This window comes from Pseudoduganella plicata (genome assembly GCF_004421005.1).
GTDB classification, from domain to species: domain Bacteria; phylum Pseudomonadota; class Gammaproteobacteria; order Burkholderiales; family Burkholderiaceae_D; genus Rugamonas; species Rugamonas plicata.
In genome coordinates, this window is the sequence record NZ_CP038026.1 from 2,350,612 (window position 1) to 2,370,712 (window position 20,101).

At 60.9% G+C, this 20,101-nt stretch carries 15 protein-coding genes and 1 tRNA gene; 11 read left to right on the forward strand and 5 right to left on the reverse strand.

Annotated elements, in window-relative coordinates:
• The first annotated feature begins 90 nt into the window (after positions 1 to 90).
• Positions 91 to 327 carry a 50S ribosomal protein L28 gene (gene rpmB, locus E1742_RS10375; protein ID WP_008451488.1) on the forward strand — a complete coding sequence of 79 codons (237 nt, stop codon included), beginning with the start codon at positions 91 to 93 and terminating at the stop codon, positions 325 to 327.
• A gap of 12 nt (positions 328 to 339) precedes the next feature.
• The gene (gene rpmG, locus E1742_RS10380; protein WP_134384802.1) at positions 340 to 507 is read left to right on the forward strand and encodes a 50S ribosomal protein L33; all 168 of its coding nucleotides are present in this window, start codon (positions 340 to 342) and stop codon (positions 505 to 507) included.
• A 377-nt stretch (positions 508 to 884) separates the two neighbouring features.
• On the opposite strand, the gene E1742_RS10385 is transcribed toward rpmG, so the two are convergent.
• The 5 genes from E1742_RS10385 to E1742_RS10405 form a co-directional block, all read right to left on the reverse strand.
• Positions 885 to 2,087 carry a DesA family fatty acid desaturase gene (locus E1742_RS10385; RefSeq protein ID WP_134384803.1) on the reverse strand — a complete coding sequence of 401 codons (1,203 nt, stop codon included), beginning with the start codon at positions 2,085 to 2,087 and terminating at the stop codon, positions 885 to 887.
• A 136-nt stretch (positions 2,088 to 2,223) separates the two neighbouring features.
• Positions 2,224 to 3,546 (reverse strand): mechanosensitive ion channel family protein, encoded by a 1,323-nt coding sequence (locus E1742_RS10390; RefSeq protein WP_134384804.1) that lies wholly within the window; start codon positions 3,544 to 3,546, stop codon positions 2,224 to 2,226.
• Entirely contained in the window at positions 3,546 to 4,865 is a 1,320-nt protein-coding gene (locus E1742_RS10395) for an RsmB/NOP family class I SAM-dependent RNA methyltransferase (RefSeq protein WP_134384805.1), read from the reverse strand. The genes E1742_RS10390 and E1742_RS10395 overlap by 1 nt, the downstream gene beginning before the upstream one ends.
• 73 nt (positions 4,866 to 4,938) lie before the next feature.
• Positions 4,939 to 5,562, reverse strand: a complete 624-nt coding sequence (gene purN / locus E1742_RS10400) for a phosphoribosylglycinamide formyltransferase (protein WP_134388121.1) — start codon at positions 5,560 to 5,562, stop codon at positions 4,939 to 4,941.
• A gap of 111 nt (positions 5,563 to 5,673) precedes the next feature.
• The gene (locus E1742_RS10405) at positions 5,674 to 6,072 is read right to left on the reverse strand and encodes a barstar family protein (RefSeq protein WP_134384806.1); all 399 of its coding nucleotides are present in this window, start codon (positions 6,070 to 6,072) and stop codon (positions 5,674 to 5,676) included.
• Positions 6,073 to 6,556: 484 nt separating this feature from the next.
• Between E1742_RS10405 and E1742_RS10410 the strand changes: the two genes are divergently transcribed.
• The 9 genes from E1742_RS10410 to E1742_RS10450 all read left to right on the forward strand — a co-directional run bounded on the left by E1742_RS10410 (position 6,557) and on the right by E1742_RS10450 (position 19,831).
• A complete protein-coding gene (locus E1742_RS10410; protein WP_134384807.1) occupies positions 6,557 to 7,066 on the forward strand; it encodes a glycine zipper 2TM domain-containing protein in 510 nt (169 codons plus the stop codon).
• Positions 7,067 to 7,197: 131 nt separating this feature from the next.
• Positions 7,198 to 8,007, forward strand: a complete 810-nt coding sequence (locus E1742_RS10415) for a spermine/spermidine synthase domain-containing protein (protein ID WP_134384808.1) — start codon at positions 7,198 to 7,200, stop codon at positions 8,005 to 8,007.
• Positions 8,008 to 8,020: 13 nt separating this feature from the next.
• Positions 8,021 to 9,790, forward strand: a complete 1,770-nt coding sequence (gene tfpB, locus E1742_RS10420) for a type IV pilus assembly ATPase TfpB (RefSeq protein ID WP_134384809.1) — start codon at positions 8,021 to 8,023, stop codon at positions 9,788 to 9,790.
• Between the two features lie 66 nt (positions 9,791 to 9,856).
• Positions 9,857 to 9,932: transfer RNA gene (locus tag E1742_RS10425), tRNA-Lys, on the forward strand.
• Positions 9,933 to 10,319: 387 nt separating this feature from the next.
• Positions 10,320 to 13,352 carry a type VI secretion system Vgr family protein gene (locus E1742_RS10430; RefSeq protein WP_229466689.1) on the forward strand — a complete coding sequence of 1,011 codons (3,033 nt, stop codon included), beginning with the start codon at positions 10,320 to 10,322 and terminating at the stop codon, positions 13,350 to 13,352.
• Positions 13,353 to 13,359: 7 nt separating this feature from the next.
• Positions 13,360 to 18,312: an RHS repeat-associated core domain-containing protein gene (locus E1742_RS10435; protein WP_134384810.1), complete on the forward strand. Its 4,953-nt coding sequence runs from the start codon at positions 13,360 to 13,362 to the stop codon at positions 18,310 to 18,312.
• A gap of 1 nt (position 18,313) precedes the next feature.
• Positions 18,314 to 18,775 carry a hypothetical protein gene (locus E1742_RS10440; RefSeq protein ID WP_134384811.1) on the forward strand — a complete coding sequence of 154 codons (462 nt, stop codon included), beginning with the start codon at positions 18,314 to 18,316 and terminating at the stop codon, positions 18,773 to 18,775.
• Between the two features lie 124 nt (positions 18,776 to 18,899).
• Positions 18,900 to 19,190, forward strand: coding sequence for a hypothetical protein (locus E1742_RS10445; protein WP_134384812.1), 291 nt, complete (start codon positions 18,900 to 18,902; stop codon positions 19,188 to 19,190).
• A gap of 248 nt (positions 19,191 to 19,438) precedes the next feature.
• Positions 19,439 to 19,831, forward strand: a complete 393-nt coding sequence (locus E1742_RS10450; RefSeq protein WP_134384813.1) for a hypothetical protein — start codon at positions 19,439 to 19,441, stop codon at positions 19,829 to 19,831.
• Positions 19,832 to 20,101: the final 270 nt, after the last annotated feature.

Genomic DNA, 20,101 nt, shown 5'->3' on the forward strand with positions numbered 1-20,101 from the left:
ACAATTGTTTTTCGCAAGTGATTGAAAAAGCTGAGTTTTTTGGGTATAGTCTTGTTTTTTCCGATTTCGGAAGTTACTAAGGAGTGCGCCATGGCACGTGTTTGCCAAGTCACTGGGAAGAAGCCGATGGTCGGCAACAATGTTTCCCATGCAAATAACAAAACCAAACGTCGTTTCCTGCCGAACCTGCAGAACCGCCGTATTTTTGTTGAATCTGAAAACCGCTGGGTCTCCCTGCGTCTGTCCAACGCCGGTCTGCGCGTGATCGACAAGGTCGGCATCGATGCCGTCCTGGCCGACATGCGCGCTCGTGGCGAAAAAGTCTAATAGGGAGCTATCATGGCAAAAACTGGCCGCGACAAAATCAAGCTGGAATCGACCGCTGGTACCGGTCACTTCTACACGACCACCAAGAACAAGCGCACGATGCCTGGCAAAATGGAGATCATGAAGTTCGATCCTAAAGCCCGCAAGCATGTGGCTTACAAGGAAACCAAGATCAAGTAATTGATCGGGTCCCACAGAAAAACCGCTCATCGAGCGGTTTTTTTTCGCCTGGCGTTGCGAGGACAGGCTTTTTTGGGAACTGGTTCCTGTTTCAAGACTTCATCTGAAACAGGAGCCAGTCCCGACGTGCAGCCTCCCCTGGTCGCCAGCGACGAAGCACCGCGACCAGTATACGCCTGTCGAGAGTGCATCGGGTAGAACGTCGGGAGCAGGCACCTGGCCCGAGGCTGGCGCCCCGTTACTAGAGCCAGGCCCCGGCGGCATTGGAAACGAGCAGTGCCTCTCCCGCGATCGGACGGAACGCCGGGGACAACCGCACGTCCCCGTCGGCGCAAAAAAAAACGGCCCCGAAGGGCCGTTCATCGTTGCTGTCACCGTCAGGCATAGCTGCGCAAGCGCATGGAGAAGTCCTGCAACGCCTTGATGCCGGACGCCTCGGCGCGCTGGCACCAGTCCTGCAGCTTCTGGACCAGCTCGTCGCGCGTGAAGTGCGAACGTTCCCAGATCACGCCCAGTTCGACGCGCATATTGTGCATCGTCTCCAGCACCTTGCTGTGTTGGAACAGCTCAGACAGCTGCGCCTGCTGCGGTGCCTCCAGCTTGGCCGGTTCGCGCTGCATCAGCTTGCGGGCCGACTTCAGGAACGTCGACTCCAGCTGGGCCTTGTGCTTCAGGTGCCCCACTTCTTCCGCCCAGGCATGCTTGACCGATGCGGCGTACTTTGCCATGACGTCGTAGCGGTTGGCGATCACGGCCTGCAGCGTCTCGACGTCCGCATGCGCCTTGTTCGTGGCGAACTTCGGCTTCGGCGGCATCTTCTTGACCTTTGCCAGGCCGACCATTTCCATCATGCGGATGTAGCCCCAGCCGATATCGAACTCATACCACTTCGACGACAGCTTGGCCGACGTCGCATACGTATGGTGGTTGTTGTGCAGCTCTTCGCCACCGATCAGGATGCCCCAAGGGAGGATGTTGGTGGCCGCATCGGAGCAGTCGAAGTTGCGGTAGCCCCAGTAGTGGCCGATACCGTTGATGATGCCGGCGGCGGTCACGGGAATCCACAGCATCTGCACGGCCCATACCGAAATACCCTTGACGCCGAACAGCATGACATTCAGGATCAGCAGCAGCGCCACGCCCTGCCAGCTGTATTTGGTGTAGAGGTTGCGCTCGATCCAGTCGTCCGGCGTACCGTGGCCATACTTCGCCAGCGTTTCCTTGTTCTTCGACTCAGCGCGGTACAGCTCGGCGCCTTCCCAGAACACCTTCTTGATGCCGCGCGTGACGGGGCTGTGCGGATCTTCTTCCGTATCGCACTTCGCATGGTGCTTGCGGTGAATCGCAGCCCACTCCTTGGTCACCTGACCGGTCGTCAACCACAGCCAGAAACGGAAGAAGTGCGACGGAATGGCGTGCAGCTCCAAGGCGCGGTGCGCCTGGTGGCGGTGCAGGTAGATGGTGACAGCGGCGATCGTAATATGTGTAACGATCAGTGTGTAGATCACGGTTTTCCATGGGGAGAGCCCCGTGACGCCTTCGTTCAAAAACTGCAGGACAGCATTCAAGCTAAATTCCATTCAAGCTCCAAGAGTGACTCCCGATTCTGTTGCACCGGTGCGCGGGAATCGGCGCCGCCGGTTGTACGACATATTCTGTCCGTCATTGTACGCCGATTCCGAAATAACGAGCAGCACGATACCTTCCCGCCACCGCTCATTCTGGTCGAACTTCCGGCAGGGCTCCGGCAGTCGATATCGGACCGACAATACGCATTTCGCGCTGCGGGAACGGCACCGAGATGCCGTGCTCTTTCAGCGCCTTCCAGATGGCCCGGTTGACGTCCGACGTGACACCGCCGCGGCCGTTTTCCGGGTCGGCGATCCAGAAGCCCAGCTGCAGTTCCAGGCCATCGGCACCGAAGTTGAGCAAGGTGGCGGACGGCGGCCGCTCGCTCAGCACCCGCGGCACGGCAGCGGCCGCCTCTTCCAGCAGCTTCAGCACGAAGTCCAGGTCCGTTTCATACGATACCGAGACCTTCGTGCCGATCCAGACGTATTTGCTCGTCAGCGACGAGTTCTGCACGACACCCGACACCAGCATTTCGTTCGGCACGATGGACTCGATGCCGTCCAGCCCCTGCAGCACGGTGTAGCGCGTGTTGATGCGGGCGACGCGACCGCTGAACTTGTCGACGGTGATCATGTCGCCAATTGCCAGGCTGCGGTCGAGCAGAATGATAAAACCCGACACGTAATTGCTGGCGATCTTCTGCAAGCCAAAGCCGAGGCCGACACCCAGCGCACCGCCGAACACGGACAGCACGGTCAGGTCGATCCCCACCATGTTGAGGCTGAACAGCACGGCCACAACGATCAGCACGGCCCGGCCGACACGCGCCATGACGACGCGCAGATTCGAGTGCAGCGTCTCGACGTGCATCAGCCGCTCTTCCAGCGCCGCACCGGCCCACATCGCCAGCACCAGCGTCACGATGACGGACAGGGCCGCCTGCAGAATATCGGCCAGCGTCATCCTGTTCTTGCCGAGACGGATTTCGATGTGGTCGAGATAACGGTGGATGTCGTCCCAATAGCCGAGGACGTACAGCGCAACGGCGATCCAGACTACCAGCTGGAAGATCTTCTCGAACGTCAGCAGCGCCGCACCGACTTCGCCATGGCGCGAGAACACGCGGCGCAGCAGGTAGAACCCGAAGCGGATCACGGCCAGCGAGCCGAAGATGGGCAGCGCCAGCTTGATGAGGTTGATATGGTGCCAGCGCGCCAGCACCACCTGCGACAGCGCCAGCAGGCAGACAATCGCCAGCGGACCGACGACGCGGCCGAAGCTCTCCATGCCGAACTGGCGTACGCCCGTGCGCGAGCCGTCGCCGCGTAACCACTTGTGGATCAGGCGCGACAGCCCCCAACCGGCCAGGATCGACGCGGCAATGGCTCCCAGCTGCCACATGATGCCAGGGTCTTGCAGATCCCCCAGCAGATCGTTGAAGAGATTGGTCAGGCGCTGCTGGTTCATCACGCCACGTCGCTGCCTTCGGCTTCCTCTTCAGCTTGCTCGACTTTCGCGGCTTTCGCGGCCATCGGCTTGCGCTCGAACACGGCGGCAAAGAAGCCGTCCGTCTGGTGGCGGTGCGGCAGCAGCTTCAGGTAGTCGCCCATCTCCAGCGCGATCTTCTGCTCGGCCAGCACTTTGCTCATCGGCACCAGCTCGAAGTCCGGGTGCGTGGCGATGAACTGTTCCGCCACCGCATCGTTTTCTTCGTTCAGCAGGCTGCACGTCGCATAGACCAGGCGGCCACCAGCCTTGACCAGGCGCGCGGCGCCGTCCAGGATAGCGACTTGCTTGTCGTGCATCTCGGCGATGGCGCTTTCCGGCTGGCGCCATTTGACGTCCGGATTACGGCGCAAGGTGCCCATGCCCGAGCATGGCGCGTCGACCAGCACGCGGTCGATCTTGCCGGCCAAACGCTTGATTTTCGCGTCTTTTTCGTGGGCGATGGCGACCGGATGCACGTTCGACAGGCCCGACCGGGCCAGCCGCGGCTTCAGCTTCGCCAGGCGTTTTTCCGACACGTCGAAGGCGTACAGGCGGCCCGTGTTGCGCATCTGCGCACCCAGCGCCAGCGTCTTGCCGCCGGCACCGGCGCAGAAGTCGACGACCATCTCGCCGCGCTTGGCACCCAGGATCTGCGCCAGCACCTGGCTGCCTTCATCCTGGACCTCAATCGCGCCTTCCTTGAACAGCGGCAGGTTCTGGATCTGCGGCTTTTTCAGCACGCGCAGGCCCAGCGGCGCGAACGGCGTGGGCGTGGCGGCGATCGGCGCTTCGGCCAGTTGCGCCATCACCTTGTCGCGATCGGCTTTCAGCGCATTGACGCGCAGGTCCAGCGGCGCAGGTGTATTCAATGCATCGGCCAGCGCCAGCGCTTCTTCTTCGCCATATTGCGCCACCAGCTTCTCGTACAGCCACAGCGGCAGGTTACTGCGCAGCGACTTGTGCAGCAGCTTGCGGTCGATACCCTTCATGCGCTGCAGCCATTCCACCTCTTCCGGCGCCAGGCCCGGCAGCGCGTCGACACCGACGGCGTCCGCCATGCCCAGCAGCATCAAGCGCCGCATCGTCGAGCCGCCGCCCGCTTCGGAGAAATCGGTAAAGAAATTCTTGTTACGCAGCACCGCATAGATGCACTCGGCGATGGCGCCGCGCTCGCGGCCGCCCAGACGGGGGTGGTCCTTGAAGTAGCGCGACAGGGTGGTATCGGCCGGCGCCGTAAAGCGCAGAATCTCGCGCAGCACCTCTTCGGCGCTGGCAAGAACAGCTGGTGGCAATCTCATGTGAATCCTGGTGTTGAGTACAGATTAAAAAAGGCGAATCCGAAGGGAATCGACAAGGCGATTCCCCGGACAGTCAGTGCGCCGGACGAGGGTTGTGCGGGCCGTAGACCTGGCCATCCTCGACCGTCAGTGTATCGTCGATAAACCAGCGGATGGCGCGCGGATACAACACGTGTTCCTGCTCCAGCACGCGCGCGGACAGCGTCTGCGCCGTATCGCCCGGCAGCACGGGAACGGCAACCTGGTCCACGACGGGGCCATGATCGAGCTCGGCCGTGACGAAGTGAACGGTGGCGCCGTGCTGCGCATGCCCGGCGGCCAATGCGGCCTCGTGCGTGTGCAGGCCGGGGAAATGCGGCAGCAGCGACGGGTGGATGTTCAGCATCCGCCCGGCATAGCGTTCGACAAAGCCCGGCGTCAGGATACGCATGAAGCCGGCGAGCACGACGAGGTCGGGCGCGTAGCCGTCGATGACGTCGGCCAGCGCCGCATCGAACGCTTCGCGCGTGGCGTATTCCTTGTTCGGGACGACAGCGGTGGCAATGCCGTGGGCGGCGGCAAATTCAAGGCCTTTCGCATCGGCGCGGTTGCTGATCACGGCGGCAATCCGGGCTGGCCAGCGCTCGGCCTGTGCCGCGCGGACCACCGCTTCCATATTGCTGCCACGTCCGGAAATAAGGATGACGATGTTTTTCATGGCCGACATTGTACCTGCTGCTTGTCGGGCGGGCCAAGAAAGCCAGCCGGTCGGCGACACTTTATGCTGCGGCGCAGCACACGCAAGCCGCGTGCACAGGCAAGGTAAACCCTACTCGAAGGAGTAAAATACCCGGAACGGGACTTTCTTTTCAGTCCAGTAATCGGCGGCATCGCGGAACACGTCCAGCAGCGTTTCGCGCGCTTCGCGGTCGAATTTCTGGGTGTTCGGCAATTGCTCGAGCACGATGACAAAGCCCGTCTGGGGGCCGGCCTTGAACATCGTCTCCGTCAGCGTTTCACGCAGCGCGTCGAAGTTCTTGCCGCAGGGTTTGGGAAAGCGGAACGATTCCGCAATGATGCCAAGGACTTGCTGCTTGGTCAGGCCAGCGTTGCAGTGCGCATACAGAAAATGCTGACCCAGGCGGCCGGCCTCCTCTTGCAGTTCAGTGACCCGGAAGGCCCTGATGGACTGGACGAGGTTGGGCGGCACGGTTAAGAACAAACTCATTTTTCCCTCAAATCGACCTGTGGGACGCCCGAAAACGCTTGCGCAGCGGTTGTTCCAGCTTCCCCTTTATTATGTAAGGTAATGTTGTGTTTTTTGCTATAGTGAAGGCACCTATACGCGGACACTGACACTTTGACGGACGCAACCTTCTGGACGCGCACGTTTCTCTCCGTCAATTCGATCCCAAGGCTATAAGGGTAACGTGTTGTACAGCATGAATCAACTTGAATGTGGTTCTGCGCGCAAGATTTGTTAAAAACCGAGCATCTTCCACCCATTTTCAGCTCATTTTAAGCATCGTTGCCGAGAATTTCGTCCCTGCCTCAAAGCACCGGCACTACCCTGCGTTACAAATTGTTGCCATGCACTTGGGCGCCAGGGCGGCGTCCGCGTTACCATTAACATGCGCGGTTCCTCCCAAAAATGCAGTGAACCGCCACCGGGCAAATCAAGGTAGTTCACTCTCCAGAACGAGGTATTTCAAATGAAGCTGCAAGCCAAACTGATGTCAGCGGCAGTGCTGATCGGTAGCCTGTCCGCCGCGCAGGCGGCCGATTTCGAGGATTATGGCCGCGTCGTGCGCGTCACGCCACAAGTCGAGCGCATCAACCAGCCCCGCGAGGAATGCCGCACGGAGTATCAGCAGGTGCAGGTACAGCCGCAGCGCAGCGCGGGCGGCTCGATCATCGGGGGTATTGCCGGCGCCGTACTGGGCAGCAACATCGGCAGCGGTAGCGGCCGCACCGCGGCCACGGCCGCAGGCGCCATTGCCGGCGCCATCGCAGGCGACCGCATCGGCAACCAGAATGTCGGCGCGGGCGGCGTGCAGGAACAGGCCGTGCGCCAGTGCCGCATGGTCGACAGCTGGGAATCGCGTACCAACGGGTATGAAGTCGTGTACGACTATCGCGGCCGCAATTACACCAGCATCATGTCGTTCGACCCGGGCGAGCGGGTGCGCCTGCGGGTATCGGTCGAGCCGATGCAGCGCTGACCGACGACATTCAGCCCCCGACTGCCGGCCCTGCGCCGGCAGTTTTGTTTGCAGTGGGCTTGCTAGCGAGCAAGCCCACACGGGATAATGGGGCGCGTTCCGCCCTGCCCTGCCGTGCCACACATTTCCTTATGCTGATCAAACGTAAATCCATCGAAAAAGAAGAATCGTCGCGTCCGGCGTCGAAAGCCCCCGCCAAGGCGGCCCCGCGCAAGCCGCGCTACGCTCCTGTCACGTTGTCCGAACAGGATGGGGTGCGCTACCTGCACTTCGGCACGGAATGGGTGCAGGGTGCGATGCGCATCAGGAAGCCCGACTGGCCGGAACTGGAATACGCGCAGCAGATGATGGCGTGGATGTTGTGGAACGACGCGCCCCGCGCCATCGCCCAGCTGGGCCTCGGCACCGCCGCACTGACGAAATTCTGCTACAAGACCTTCCCCGCGGCGCAGGTGACGGCCATCGAACTCAATCCCCACGTGATCGCCATTTGCCAGTCGATGTTCAAGCTGCCCGACAATGACGAACGCCTGCACGTACTGGAAATGGATGCGCTCGACTTCGTGTCCGACCGTGCCAACCACGGCTCGCTGGACGCGCTGCAGGTGGATTTATATGACGCCACCGCGCGCGGCCCCGTGCTGGACACGCCCGAGTTCTACCAGGCGTGCGCGGCGTGCCTGAACGATACGGGCATCATGACGGTCAACCTGTTCGGCGACCATCCAAGCTATGCAAAGAACCTGAAGGCGATGAAGTTCGCGTTCCCGCAAGTGGTCAAGCTGCCCGAGGTCCATGATGGCAACGTCGTCGCCATCGCGTTCCGCACGCCCCGCCCTGTCGACGCCGCCGCGCTGGCCGAACGGGCCGCGCGGATCGTCGCGGAAACGAAACTGCCCGCGAAATCGTGGGTGAAAGGCGTGCTGGCCAGCCAGTCCTGACACGGAACAATCCATGCCGAAATCGCTTGACCTGCAACAGATCTTCACTTGGCTGCTGGCCGACGGCATGGTCGAGAAGGCGCACGTCAAGGCGCACTTCGCGCAGGCGCAAGGCATCCTGCGCAACACGGCCGGGTCGATGCATCCGCTGTCGGCCGTGGCCCACTGCAAGCTCGTCTCCACCAGTGCGCCGCACCGGCTGCTGACACTGGACGTGCTGACGGAATGGCTGGCCCAGCGCGTCAACCTGCCGCTGTTTCGCATCGATCCTTTGAAAGTGGACTTCACCCGCGTGGCGGACGTGATGACCGCCAGCTACGCGGCGCGCTTCAATATCCTGCCGGTGGAAATTTCCGGCGACACGCTGACGGTCGCCACGGCCGACCCGTTCGCGCTGGAATGGGAAACGGAAATCGCCAAGGTCTCGCGCCGTTCGATCCGACGCGTGATCGCCAATCCCCTCGACATCGCCCAGTACACGTCGCAGTTCTTCACCTTGGCGAAGTCGATCCGCGACGCCAACAAATCCACCGGCCAGGACCTGGCACTGCGCAACAACTTCGAGCAGCTGGTGGAGATGGGCAAGACCAACCGCCAGGTGGACGCCAACGACCAGCACGTCATCAATATCGTCGACTGGCTGTGGCAATACGCGTTCGAGCAGCGCGCGTCCGACATCCACCTGGAGCCGAAACGCGACATCGGCAATATCCGCTTCCGCATCGACGGCGTGCTGCACCAGGTGTACCAGGTACCGGCGGTCGTCATGATCGCCATGACGGCCCGCATCAAACTGCTGGGGCGTATGGACGTCATCGAAAAACGCCGGCCACAGGACGGGCGCATCAAGACGCGCACGGCCGGTGGCCAGGAAATCGAACTGCGCCTGTCCACCCTGCCGACGGCCTTCGGCGAAAAACTGGTCATGCGCATTTTCGATCCGGACGTGGTCGTCAAGACGCTGCCCGAACTGGGCTTTCCGCCCGACGACGCGGCCCGCTGGGATGCGCTGACGCAGCGCCCGCACGGCATCATCCTCGTCACCGGCCCGACGGGCTCGGGCAAGACGACCACGCTGTACACGACCTTGAAGGCGCTGGCCACCAGCGAGGTGAACGTCTGCACGGTGGAAGACCCGATCGAGATGGTGGAACCGTCGTTCAACCAGATGCAGGTGCAGCCGAGCATCGACCTGTCGTTCGCGGACGGCGTCAAGGCGCTGATGCGGCAGGACCCGGATATCATCATGGTGGGCGAGATCCGCGACCTGGCAACGGCGGAGATGGCGATCCAGGCCGCGCTGACGGGCCACCTGGTGCTGTCCACGCTACACACGAACGACGCGCCCTCTGCCGTCATGCGGCTGCTGGAACTGGGCGTGCCCTACTACCTGCTCGAAGCGACGCTGATCGGCATCATGGCGCAGCGCCTGGTGCGCACGCTGTGCGCCGAGTGCAAGGCGCCGGACGGCGAGGTCGCCGACGACATCTGGGCCGGCATCGGCGGCGCCTGGCATTTGCCGAAGCCCGAGCAGGTCTACCGCCCGGTCGGCTGCCCCGACTGCCGCCAGACGGGCTACCGCGGCCGCACAGGCATCTACGAGCTGCTGACGGTCACCGAGGCCTTTAACGACCTGATCGGGGAGGAAACGGAAATCGGCGTGCTGCGCCGCCAGGCGGTCGTGGACGGCATGAAGCCGCTGCGCATCGCCGGTGCGCACAAGATCATCGAAGGCGTGACAACGGTGGAGGAAGTGTTGAAGGCAACCGCCGCGCTGTCATGACGTTGAAATATTGTCGCGCCTACCCTTGCAGGGCGCAATCGGCCTGTATATAATACGGCCTCTTTCGGGTCGTTAGCTCAGCTGGTAGAGCAGCGGACTTTTAATCCGTTGGTCGCAGGTTCGAATCCCGCACGGCCTACCACGAATTCGCAGTACCAAAAAAGGCGTTACGAGCAATCGTGACGCCTTTTTTGCATTTGCGCCAGAGCGCACTTTCCCTCCTGCCTATCGTTCTTAAACGATAAGCCCCAATCACCACAGAAACGCCTGCACAGTGCAAGTGCGCAAGCACTACTTGCGCCTTGTCATGAGCTATTTGAAATTTCTTCATTAAAGTCGGGCAGGTCGCTGCAGGTTCGCGCACACCTCAACGCAGTGCCCGAGGCGAACGTGACAAAAAAGCAATGATCTAATAAAATATTCGATTGCCCGAATCAATGTGGTTCATTGCAATGTGCAAGCGAGTAGTTCTCGCAGCCACTGCCCTCTCTTGAATAACACTGCCCAGCTCAACTGATGAGCGATGACGATGACTGACCTGCAAGCACTGCTGGAAACCCACCAGAGTACCCGACTGTTGCGCTTATCGTTCCCCGAGGACGATGGCCCGCAAGCCAAACTGATGGTCAACCGGTTTGAGGGCACGGAATACCTGTCGCGCGACTTCGAATTCAAGGTGGAACTCCTGAGCGACGACGCCAGGATCGAACTCGAGGCGATGCACGGCAAGCTGCTGTGCGTGTCGCTGGTACAGGCGGACGGCAGCCTGCGGCCATTCACCGGTTACGTGGCGTCGTTCAGGCTGGTCAAGACGGACGGCGGCGTGGCGTTCTACGAGGCCGTCCTGCGGCCGTGGCTGGCCTACCTGCGCCTGCGGCGCAATAACCGGTTGTTCCATGGGCAAAGCCTGCGCGACCAGACCGAAGCGATCTTCGCCGGTTACGGCGGCCTGCCCGCCTGGGAATGGGAAGTCGCGGGCGAACAGCCGCAGTTCACAATGGCCACGCAGTGGGACGAAACCGATCACAACTATCTGTGCCGGCGCTGGGAAGCGGCAGGGTACAGCTACTGGTTCGAGCACAGCAGCGAAGGCCACAAGCTCAAGGTGTGCGACGACACCCGCATGAGCCAACCGATCGACGGCCCGGCACCCGGCATCCGCTTCCAGCGCGCCGGCGGCGTGGCCGAAGAGGACGCGATCGGCGACTGGAGCCCGCTTCGCCAGTGGACATCCGCCCAAACGGCGGTGAGCGGCTTCGACTTCAAGAATCCCCGTCCAGTGCATGCGGACAGCGTCACCATCGAACAGCAGGGCGACATTCCGCAGCTGGAGGTGCACAGCTATGAAGGCCATTACGGCTTCAGGCACCAGTCCGGCGCCGACGATCTGTCGCGGTTGCGCATGGAAGAAATCGAAGCGCGCGGCAAGCGGTACGAAGCACAGGGCAACAACCGCCGCGTCGCGCCTGGCAGATGGTTCAACCTGCTCGACCATTTCAGCGAAGGCGAAGACACCGAATTCCTGATACTGGAAGTACACCACGAAGCCAGCAATAACTATCTGCAAGGCAAGGGTGCGGTATCAAGGTACAAGAATCGCCTGCTCTGCCAGAGCAAGGCCCTGCCCTGGCGGCCGGGCCGCGGTTTCAACAGCACGGATACCAGACTGCTGGCTTTGCAGACCGCCATCGTGGTCGGTGCGGAAGGCCAAGGCAGCCTGAACGTGGACGAGTACGGGCGCGTCCAGGTCAAGTTCCACTGGGACCGCGACGACAGCGGCAGCTGCTGGGTACGCGTTGGCAGCAACTGGGCCGGCGGCGAAAAGGGCCTGGCCAGTCATCCGCGGGTCGGCTCGGAAGTGATCGTGCAATGGCTCGACGGCAATCCCGACCATCCGATCATCACCGGCGCGGTCTTCAACCAGGGCTATATGCCGCCGTGGAAGCTGCCCGAACAGCGGGCGCTGACCGGCCTCAGAAGCCGGGAGCTGAGTGCGGATGGCGGCAATACGCCCGGCGGTCGCAGCAATCACCTCGTGCTGGACGACACGCAAGGACAAATCCAGGCTCAGCTCAAGAGCGACCATCTCGCCAGCCAGCTCAGCCTCGGCCATATCAGCCGCATTGAAGACAATGCCGGCCGCAAGGACGCGCGCGGCCAGGGTTTCGAGCTGCGCACTGACGGCCACGGCGCGGTACGCGCGCAGCAGGGCCTGCTGCTCAGCACCGAGGGACGGCCGAACGCCCGCGCCCATATCACCGACATGGAAGAGACGGTGACGCGCATCGCGCAGGGCAAGGAGCTGCACGACAGCCTGTCGCAAGCCGCGCAACAGTCGCAGGCGCACCAGCCTGGCGACCAGGACCAGGTGATCGCCGCCCTGCAGGCGCAGATCGACGCCCTCAAAGGCCAGGGTGGCACGCCGGCGCAAGGCGAATTCCCCGAATTCCAGGCGCCCCACCTGACGCTGGCCAGCCCCGCCGGCATCGAAACGACCACGCAAGGTTCCACCCATCTGATGAGCGTGGAGCACAGCGCGGTGACCAGCGGCGGCCATATCAGCCTGAGCGCGGGCAAGAGCCTGCTCGTCAGCGTCAAGGAAGCGGTGCGCATGTTTGCCTACAAGGCCGGCATGAAGCTGGTGGCGGCCAGCGCCGACATCGACATTACTGCGCTGAAGGACAGCGTCAACATCCTGGCCAAGCTCAACATCACTCATACCGCCAACAAGATCACGATCACGGCAAAGGAAGAGGTGGTGATCAACGGCGGTTCCAGCTTCAGCCGCTGGAACGCGTCGGGCATCGTCCATGGCACCAGCGGCAACTGGACCCAGCATGCGGCGCACCACAGCTTTGTCCCCGGCAAGAGCGAAGGCACGCCGACCTTGCCACAGCCTATGCAGCTGGCGCCGGGACAGCTCGACCTGCATCACCAGTACGTGAATACGCAAGGCAGCAAGAAGGGAGGCATCCGGCAAGGCGACTACACCGTCGTCGACGCCGAGGGGGGCGTCCACCAGGGCACGCTCGATGGCGACGGCTTTGCCAGCGTGGCCGGCCTGCCGATGGGGATGGCCACGGTCACCTACGGCAAGGACCCGCGCGACCCATGGGATGAAGGCAGCGTCCTCGGCAAGGGAGACGAATGGCCGGCTGCGGCACTGCCCGAGGCGGGCGCCGCCGCTACGGCGGCAACGGCCGGTCGGCCAGCGCTGGCGGCGGGGGCTGGACTGCTGTCCAGTGCCGCCGCAGCAGCAGGCAGCCTCAAAGGCGCAGCAGGCAAGATCGGGGCGATGGCGCAAGCCGCACACCAAGCATCAGGCGCCGCGCAGGCGCTGAAAAAAGGCGGCGCACAAGCTTTGCTCGCGCCAGTGGGGCAGGCAGCCATGGCCAATGTCGCGGGCAAGCTCCCCGGCGGCGCGGCGGCACTGAATGCCTACGGCGCGCTGAGTGCCGACAAGCCTGCCGCCGCGGTCGCGTCTACCCTCGGCTTGCCCGGATCGCTGCCCCGCATCGGCGCCGAGATCCCGCCGACGCCCCTGAAGACATCCATCGTTTAACAGCGCCATGACCGAACCTACGAAGCCCACAGCGCGCGCGCCTGAAGTCGCCGTCGCACCACTGAACACGATCGACCAGCAAGACGTCGGCGCCGCTGCCGCCGCCTTCGACAAATGGCTGCGCAAGATCAGCTACGACTACGTCACGCTCGAGCGTCTGAGCACGGTCGCGGGCAGCCTGCCGGTGATCGGCAACATCATGGCGCTGATCGACGCCATCATGGATATGGTGGGAGTAATCCAGAAGACCGTTGCCAAGGAGAAGATCGAATTCCTGGCATGGGTCAGCCTGGGCATCAACCTGATCGGCGTCGTGCCGGTCCCTCCGGCGATGAGCGCCGCGCGCATGAGCCTGCGCCCTGCCCTGCACCTGGTCCGGCAAAAGCTGGCACTGGGCGTCAAGGATATCGGCGCCGCGCTGATCGAGGTGCTGATCGTGCACCTTAACGCCAGGCTTGCCGGCGAGATCGAGACCTTTGTCGACAGTGCGATGGCCAAGTTGTCCGGCATCCTGGACGATTGCGCCGACCTTGCCGACGGCATTGCCGACGACCTGATCAAGATCCTCAACCGCTGCATCGGCAAGGAACCGCTGTTCGCGGTCGCATCGCCGGCAGAAGCGGAGCGCAAGCAGCACGACCCCAAGGTGCAAAGCAGCTGGCGCCGCATGTTGAGCGCCCTGGACCGGGAATGCAAGAAGGCCGCGAACTATGCCGCCGCCGCGGCAGCGAGCCATCTGCCGCAGAGCGCGGTTGCCGGCGTAACGGGCATCATCACCCACCTGACCAATTTCAAGCCGGCGTTTCGCGGCAAGCTTGCCGCACTGGCCGACGAACAGACGCAGATGAGCATCCGCTGGATCCTGATGCGGCTGCGCGACGCCGTCGTCAAGCACAAGAAGCGCTATGCGGCGCTGGTGCCGTCCGCCAAAGGCGCGCAGCACAAGAAAAACAACCCCGGCCACGAGCTGGGCGCGACAAGCCGGCAAAGCCCGGCCAAGGGCGACGCCAATCAGTGCAAGCTGTGCCCCGCGAAAGCCGCCACCGCGCACTCGGTCAGCTTCGCTACCGGCGCCGAAACCTTTATCCACACCGACTTCGTGCTGGGTGCGCCGCTGCCCATCGAGTGGAGCCGCACCTACCGCAGCCAGCTGACCGCCTATGACCGCGGCAATCTTGGCGCGCGCTGGCTCACCCCGTACAGCACCCGCATCGACGTCGTCGGGCAGGGCAAGCCCACCGCCCTGCTCTATCACGCCGCCGATGGCCGCAGCCACTGCTATCCGTTCCTCGCCGTCGGCCAGCAGCACCACGACCCGGTCGAGCAGATCACGCTGACCCGCATGAGTATCACCCTGCTCACGCTCGACTTCGGCAGGCCGCTGCCGGAAGGCGAACCGAGCCCTTGGCGAGAAACCTATGAACTGACCGACACCGTGCGCACCAAGGCTGCCGAGATGGGCAGGCAGCATTTCCGGCTGATCTCCCTGCATGCCAAAGACGGTGCCGCCCTCGGCCTGCGCTACGATCATGTCGTCGCGGGCGAGGAAGTGCTCAGCGACATCATCAGCAAGCAGGGCGACACCATCGTCGCTCACGCCGGCACACAAGTCGACGCCGACAGCGGCCACATCGTCGCGCTGTGGGAAATCCGGGATGGCCAGCTGGTGCGCCAACTGGCGGCCTATGATTACGACGAGCACGGCGACCTGATCCAGGCCCAGGACGAGAACGCGGCTGCCTGGCACTACCAGTACGACCGCCACCTCGTCACCCGCTACACCGATCGAACCGGGCGCGGCATGAACCTCGCCTACGACACTAGCATCGACAGCGGCGCCCAATCGAAAGCGATCCGCGAATGGGCGGATGACGGCAGCCACGACACCCGCCTGGAATGGGACAGGAACATCCGCCTGGCCTATGTCACGGATGCGCTGGGCAACGAGACCCGCTACTACTACGACATCGCCGGCTACACCTACCGCACCGTGTATCCGGACGGGCTGGAGGAATGGTTCTTCCGCGACGACGCCAAAAACGTCGTCCGCCACATCCACACCGACGGCAGCAGCGAACATTTCCGTTACGACGACCACGGCAACCTGCTCACGCACACCCGCGCCGACGGCAGCCAGGTCCACTTCGAATATGACGCCCAGCACCGCCTCACGGGCATTCTCGATGCCGAAGGCGGCACCTGGAAGCGCGACTACGATGCCCAGGGCCGCCTGGTCGAGGAAACAGACCCACGCGGCAACAAGACCCAATACGCGTACGACAAGGCCGGGCGCCCCGTGGAAGTCACCGATGCCAAGGGCGGCGTCAAGAAACTCGCCTATACCCCGGACGGCCAGCTCGCCAGCTATACCGACTGTTCCGGGCACAGCAGCCAGTGGGAATACGACGAGCGCAAGCGGCTCATCAAAAGCATCGACGCCGCCGGTAACGTCACGCGCTACAGCTACACGCCGCTTAGTGCCGAGACGCTGGCGCTGGCGCACAGCGAAAGCAGTGGCAACCATCCAGGTCAGCTCGAGGCAGTCATCCACCCCGACGGCACCGAAGAGCAACTGCGCCACGACGCCGAAGGCCGGCTGCTGGCGCACACCGATGCACTGCAACGCAGCACCGCCTACCGCTACACGGCGGCAGGCCTGATCGCCCAGCGCACCGATGCGCTAGGACAAAGCCTGCAATATCGGTGGGACGCACTGGGCCGCCTGTCCGCGCTGGAAAACGAAAACGGCAGCACGTACCACTTCCAGTACGACCCGGTTGGGCGCCTGCTGCAGGAACAAGGTTTTGACGGCAAAGCAACCGAGTACCGCTACGACGAATCGACCGGCGTGCTGGCGGAAACGATCGAAGCCGGCGTGACGACACGGCTGCAGTTCGACCCGATGGGCCGTCTCGTGCAGCGCCGGGCCGCAGCGCCTGGCCAGCCCGAGCAAATCGAAACCTTCGCCTACAACGCCAACGGCCAGCTGGCCGAAGCGCAGAACGAGCACGCCCGGCTGCAATGGTTCTACGATGCCACCGGCAATCTGGTGCGCGAACACCAGCACTACCAAGGCCCGTTCCATCCCGACAAGCGCACGGCAGTCTGGCACCACCGCTATGACGAACTCAACGGACGCACCGGCACCACCCGCCCCGACGGTCACTGCATCGAGTGGCTGACCTACGGCGCCGGTCACGTACACGGCCTAATGCTCGACGGCCAGGAGCTCGTGTCCTTCGAGCGCGACGCGCTGTACCAGGAAACCGGCCGCACGCAGGCCAATGGCCTGCTGCAAACGATGAAGTACGACCCAGCGGGCCGTTTGATCGAACAGCAGCTTGGCGCGATAGCACAGCTCAGCCGGAAGGACCGGGAGTTCATCCCGACGATGTCGCGTCCCGACGCCCAGGTCGGCATGCAGGCGGCGATCCGCCGACGCTACCGCTACGACCCATCCGGCCAACTTACGGGCCTCGACGACACTCGGCGCGGCCACATCGAATACCGCTACGACCCGGTCGGACGGCTGCTCGCCGCCAACAGCGCCATGGGGCATGAAACCTTCGCGTTCGACCCGGCTGGCAATATCCAGGTGCCCAACACTACGCAACACCAGAGCAGCGCTACCCGTGTCCCGCTGCCAAAGGTGCTGGACAATCTGCTCAAGGAGTACGCCGGCACCAGCTACCGCTACGACGAACGCGGCAACCTCGTCGAGCGCAGGCAGAATGCAGAACGTGACACGTTTGAATGGGATGCGTTCAATCGGATGACGCGTGCAATCACCCGGCACGGCGTCACCACCTTTGCCTACGATCCGCTGGGAAGGCGCATCGCCAAGCACAGCCAAGCGGTGGAAGGCAGCGGCCCTCGACAGGCAACCCGGACCATGTACGGCTGGGATGGCGACACGCTGGCCCTCGAGAGTAGCCTGCACCACGGTCATGCAAGGGGAGAACGGACGGTGCACTATGTGTACGAGCGCAACAGTTTCGTACCGCTGGTACAGGCCACGCGAAGCCAGGCGCTTCGCCTGGCCCCCACCACCGACGTCAAGGCGCTGATGGCTGGCAACGATGACCAGTACGACATTGCACTCGATCCGCTATGGAACGGGGAATCCGAGCAGGAAGCCGAGCCATTCAGTAAAGACGAGATCGCCTTCTATCAATGCGATCATCTAGGCACGCCGCAGGAGTTGACAGATTGCGACGGCAAGATTGCGTGGTCGGCGCAGTACAAGGCGTGGGGGCAAGCGAAGGAAGCAATCAGCGAAGCGGCATATAAGGCCGGGATTCGCAATCTGATCCGGTTCCAAGGGCAATACTTTGATGATGAAACGGGGCTACATTACAACCGGCATCGGTTTTACGATCCACTTAGCAGCAGATTTGTAAGCAAAGATCCAATCGGATTGCTAGGTGGCTTTAATACTCATACATATGCACCTAACCCTATTCAATGGATCGATCCACTGGGTTTGACACCGAAGAAACCGAATTCTGCCAAGATCGGTTGCTCCAGTTGCGATCCATGCCAAGGTCGTAATCCTGCCGCAGTGGCGCAATCTTGGCAAGGTACTGATCCATACAACGGGGTAGACAACTATAAGAACACTATCGTGAAAAAAGGCACAGTATTCTATACGCTCTATCCACATGGCAATGCCCCGGGGAACTACCTAGTGAAATCTGACGCAGTTTTAGGGGCCCGTACTGCTAGGCAGTACAATGATTCAGTACAGGTTGCTCACAGAGGAAATTGGAAACACCGCGACGCACGACCTATGCGGACTAAAGTTCACGGTTACGTTCTTACGAAAGACACGTGCATGGCAGTTGGCGTAGCAAAAAATAATCCAAACCTTGGCAGCGGTGGCGCCACACAATATTTCATTGAAGATAGAGATAAGCCGAACCTTGTAGATACCGGGCGCATCATGGAATATAGGAACTGAAATGTATACAGCTAAATTAGATTTGCAAAATGGCTTAATTTTCGTTAATTCAGCGCCGATAGTGGTTGACGAAAATGGCATCCTCGTCACCTCAATTACGAAGCTCTGTTCGCCACCGTTTGAAGCAGCTGAGGGGCGAACATGCTATCGACTTTTACATAAAGTCAGCATTTTCGGGAGATCGGCTGACCTCGTGATTGAAGTAGGACAAAGAATGGTGTGCGCCGTAGCATTTCTGTTTGATTACATCGAGTTTTTTGAATCTAGCATACTTGAATCCAAAACACTAAAGGCGTTTGAGAAGTCTCTAAACGTAAAGTTCTTGAGCGATCACCCAAGCACTGCCATTCTGGAATTCAGCAAATGGGGGCAAGCCAAATTCTTTTATGACCATAAGCAAGGCGACCTAAGTTTGGATATAATTTTCATTCCCGACCTACGGAAACATGCTTTCCCTGAGTGACTCGAAAACATAACTTCAACAATCTAGGTGCGTTTGCGGGTCCAAGTGCAAAGCTTAGCCGCAGGCGAATTAGTTTATACCTTGGTTATGCTTACAAAAGGGACGTTATAGGAAGTGCGATGCCATGGAAATTATTTCAACTCGCGATCTGCGCACATGCGACGTACCCCAAGGAGATTTCAACTGGTCTGCATTCTCAAAATTTGCATTAACGTTCGATCCACTCACCGAGGTTACAGATGATTCCACTCAAGTATCTGTGAGATCAACGCCAGCTCTCATCTGGACTGTTGTAGAGTTGAGGTACTTTCTCTACTGTTGGCAACGTGTTGAAAACAATCAGGGCGGCCTAACGCCAGAATCTATTGAGAGCGTTCAAACAGCTCTGAATATTTCGCTCAAAGATTTGATTTGATACCGGCACCAAGAATATCGGCAGGCAACAAATTAAAGAAAATAGACCGTATCACGTTAGCTATTTGAGGATCCCGGCACAGTCCCAGCTAGGAGCACGAGGTCGATCAGCGGTGTCGAAATTCGATTGTAATATCGGCCACCGAACTGCCGGCTCCTACCTTGACCACTCGGCGTGACTCCCTTGGGCTACTTGGAGACTGAAAATTCTGTACCAGGTATTTTTATTGAAACTTTAAGGAGGTAGAAATGCAATCCAGAGCAATCTTCGCCGCTGCAAGCATAATGCTTGCGAGCTCTATGGCAATGGCCGGGCCGGCTCCGAAAGCTGTCGATTTGGCCAAACTTTATGGGCATTTCGAGAAAGCTGGTTATTCGTCTCTGGAGCTCATGAAGGCTACAAAGCAGGTATTAATTTCAGGTATAGTCCTTGAGGTTGCCGAATCATTTAGCGGCAATTCAATATTGAAAGTTGGCACGCCTGCCAACCCGCAAGAATTGGCCAGGCTTAGCGCTGCCGATGACGCTCAGGAGGACAAGCTGAATGCGTTGCAAGCGGGAATTAAGTTCAAGGCAGTTTGTGATCTGGCATGCTCCTCAGGTGTACGATACATGTCCTTTCAAAACTGCGTTATTAAATAGGGCTACCTGACATCGCATCATACAGCGCGTGCCTAGGGTGCGCAATCAATGGCGCCACGGAAAGTTCGTACGACAAATTATGATTAATTGGCTAGAAGGAAAGATCGATCTCGGTGCGACGAATATTGGGGTTAGTTCCAATCGCTTAGAGCTCGACTCTCTCGCCGAGCAGGGCTGATTCATAAACCAAAAGATGCTGGTGACGGCAGGGCTTACTTCTATGTCGAAACTATGGTGCAAGGAATGAGATTTGGCGTCTTCATCAGCTTA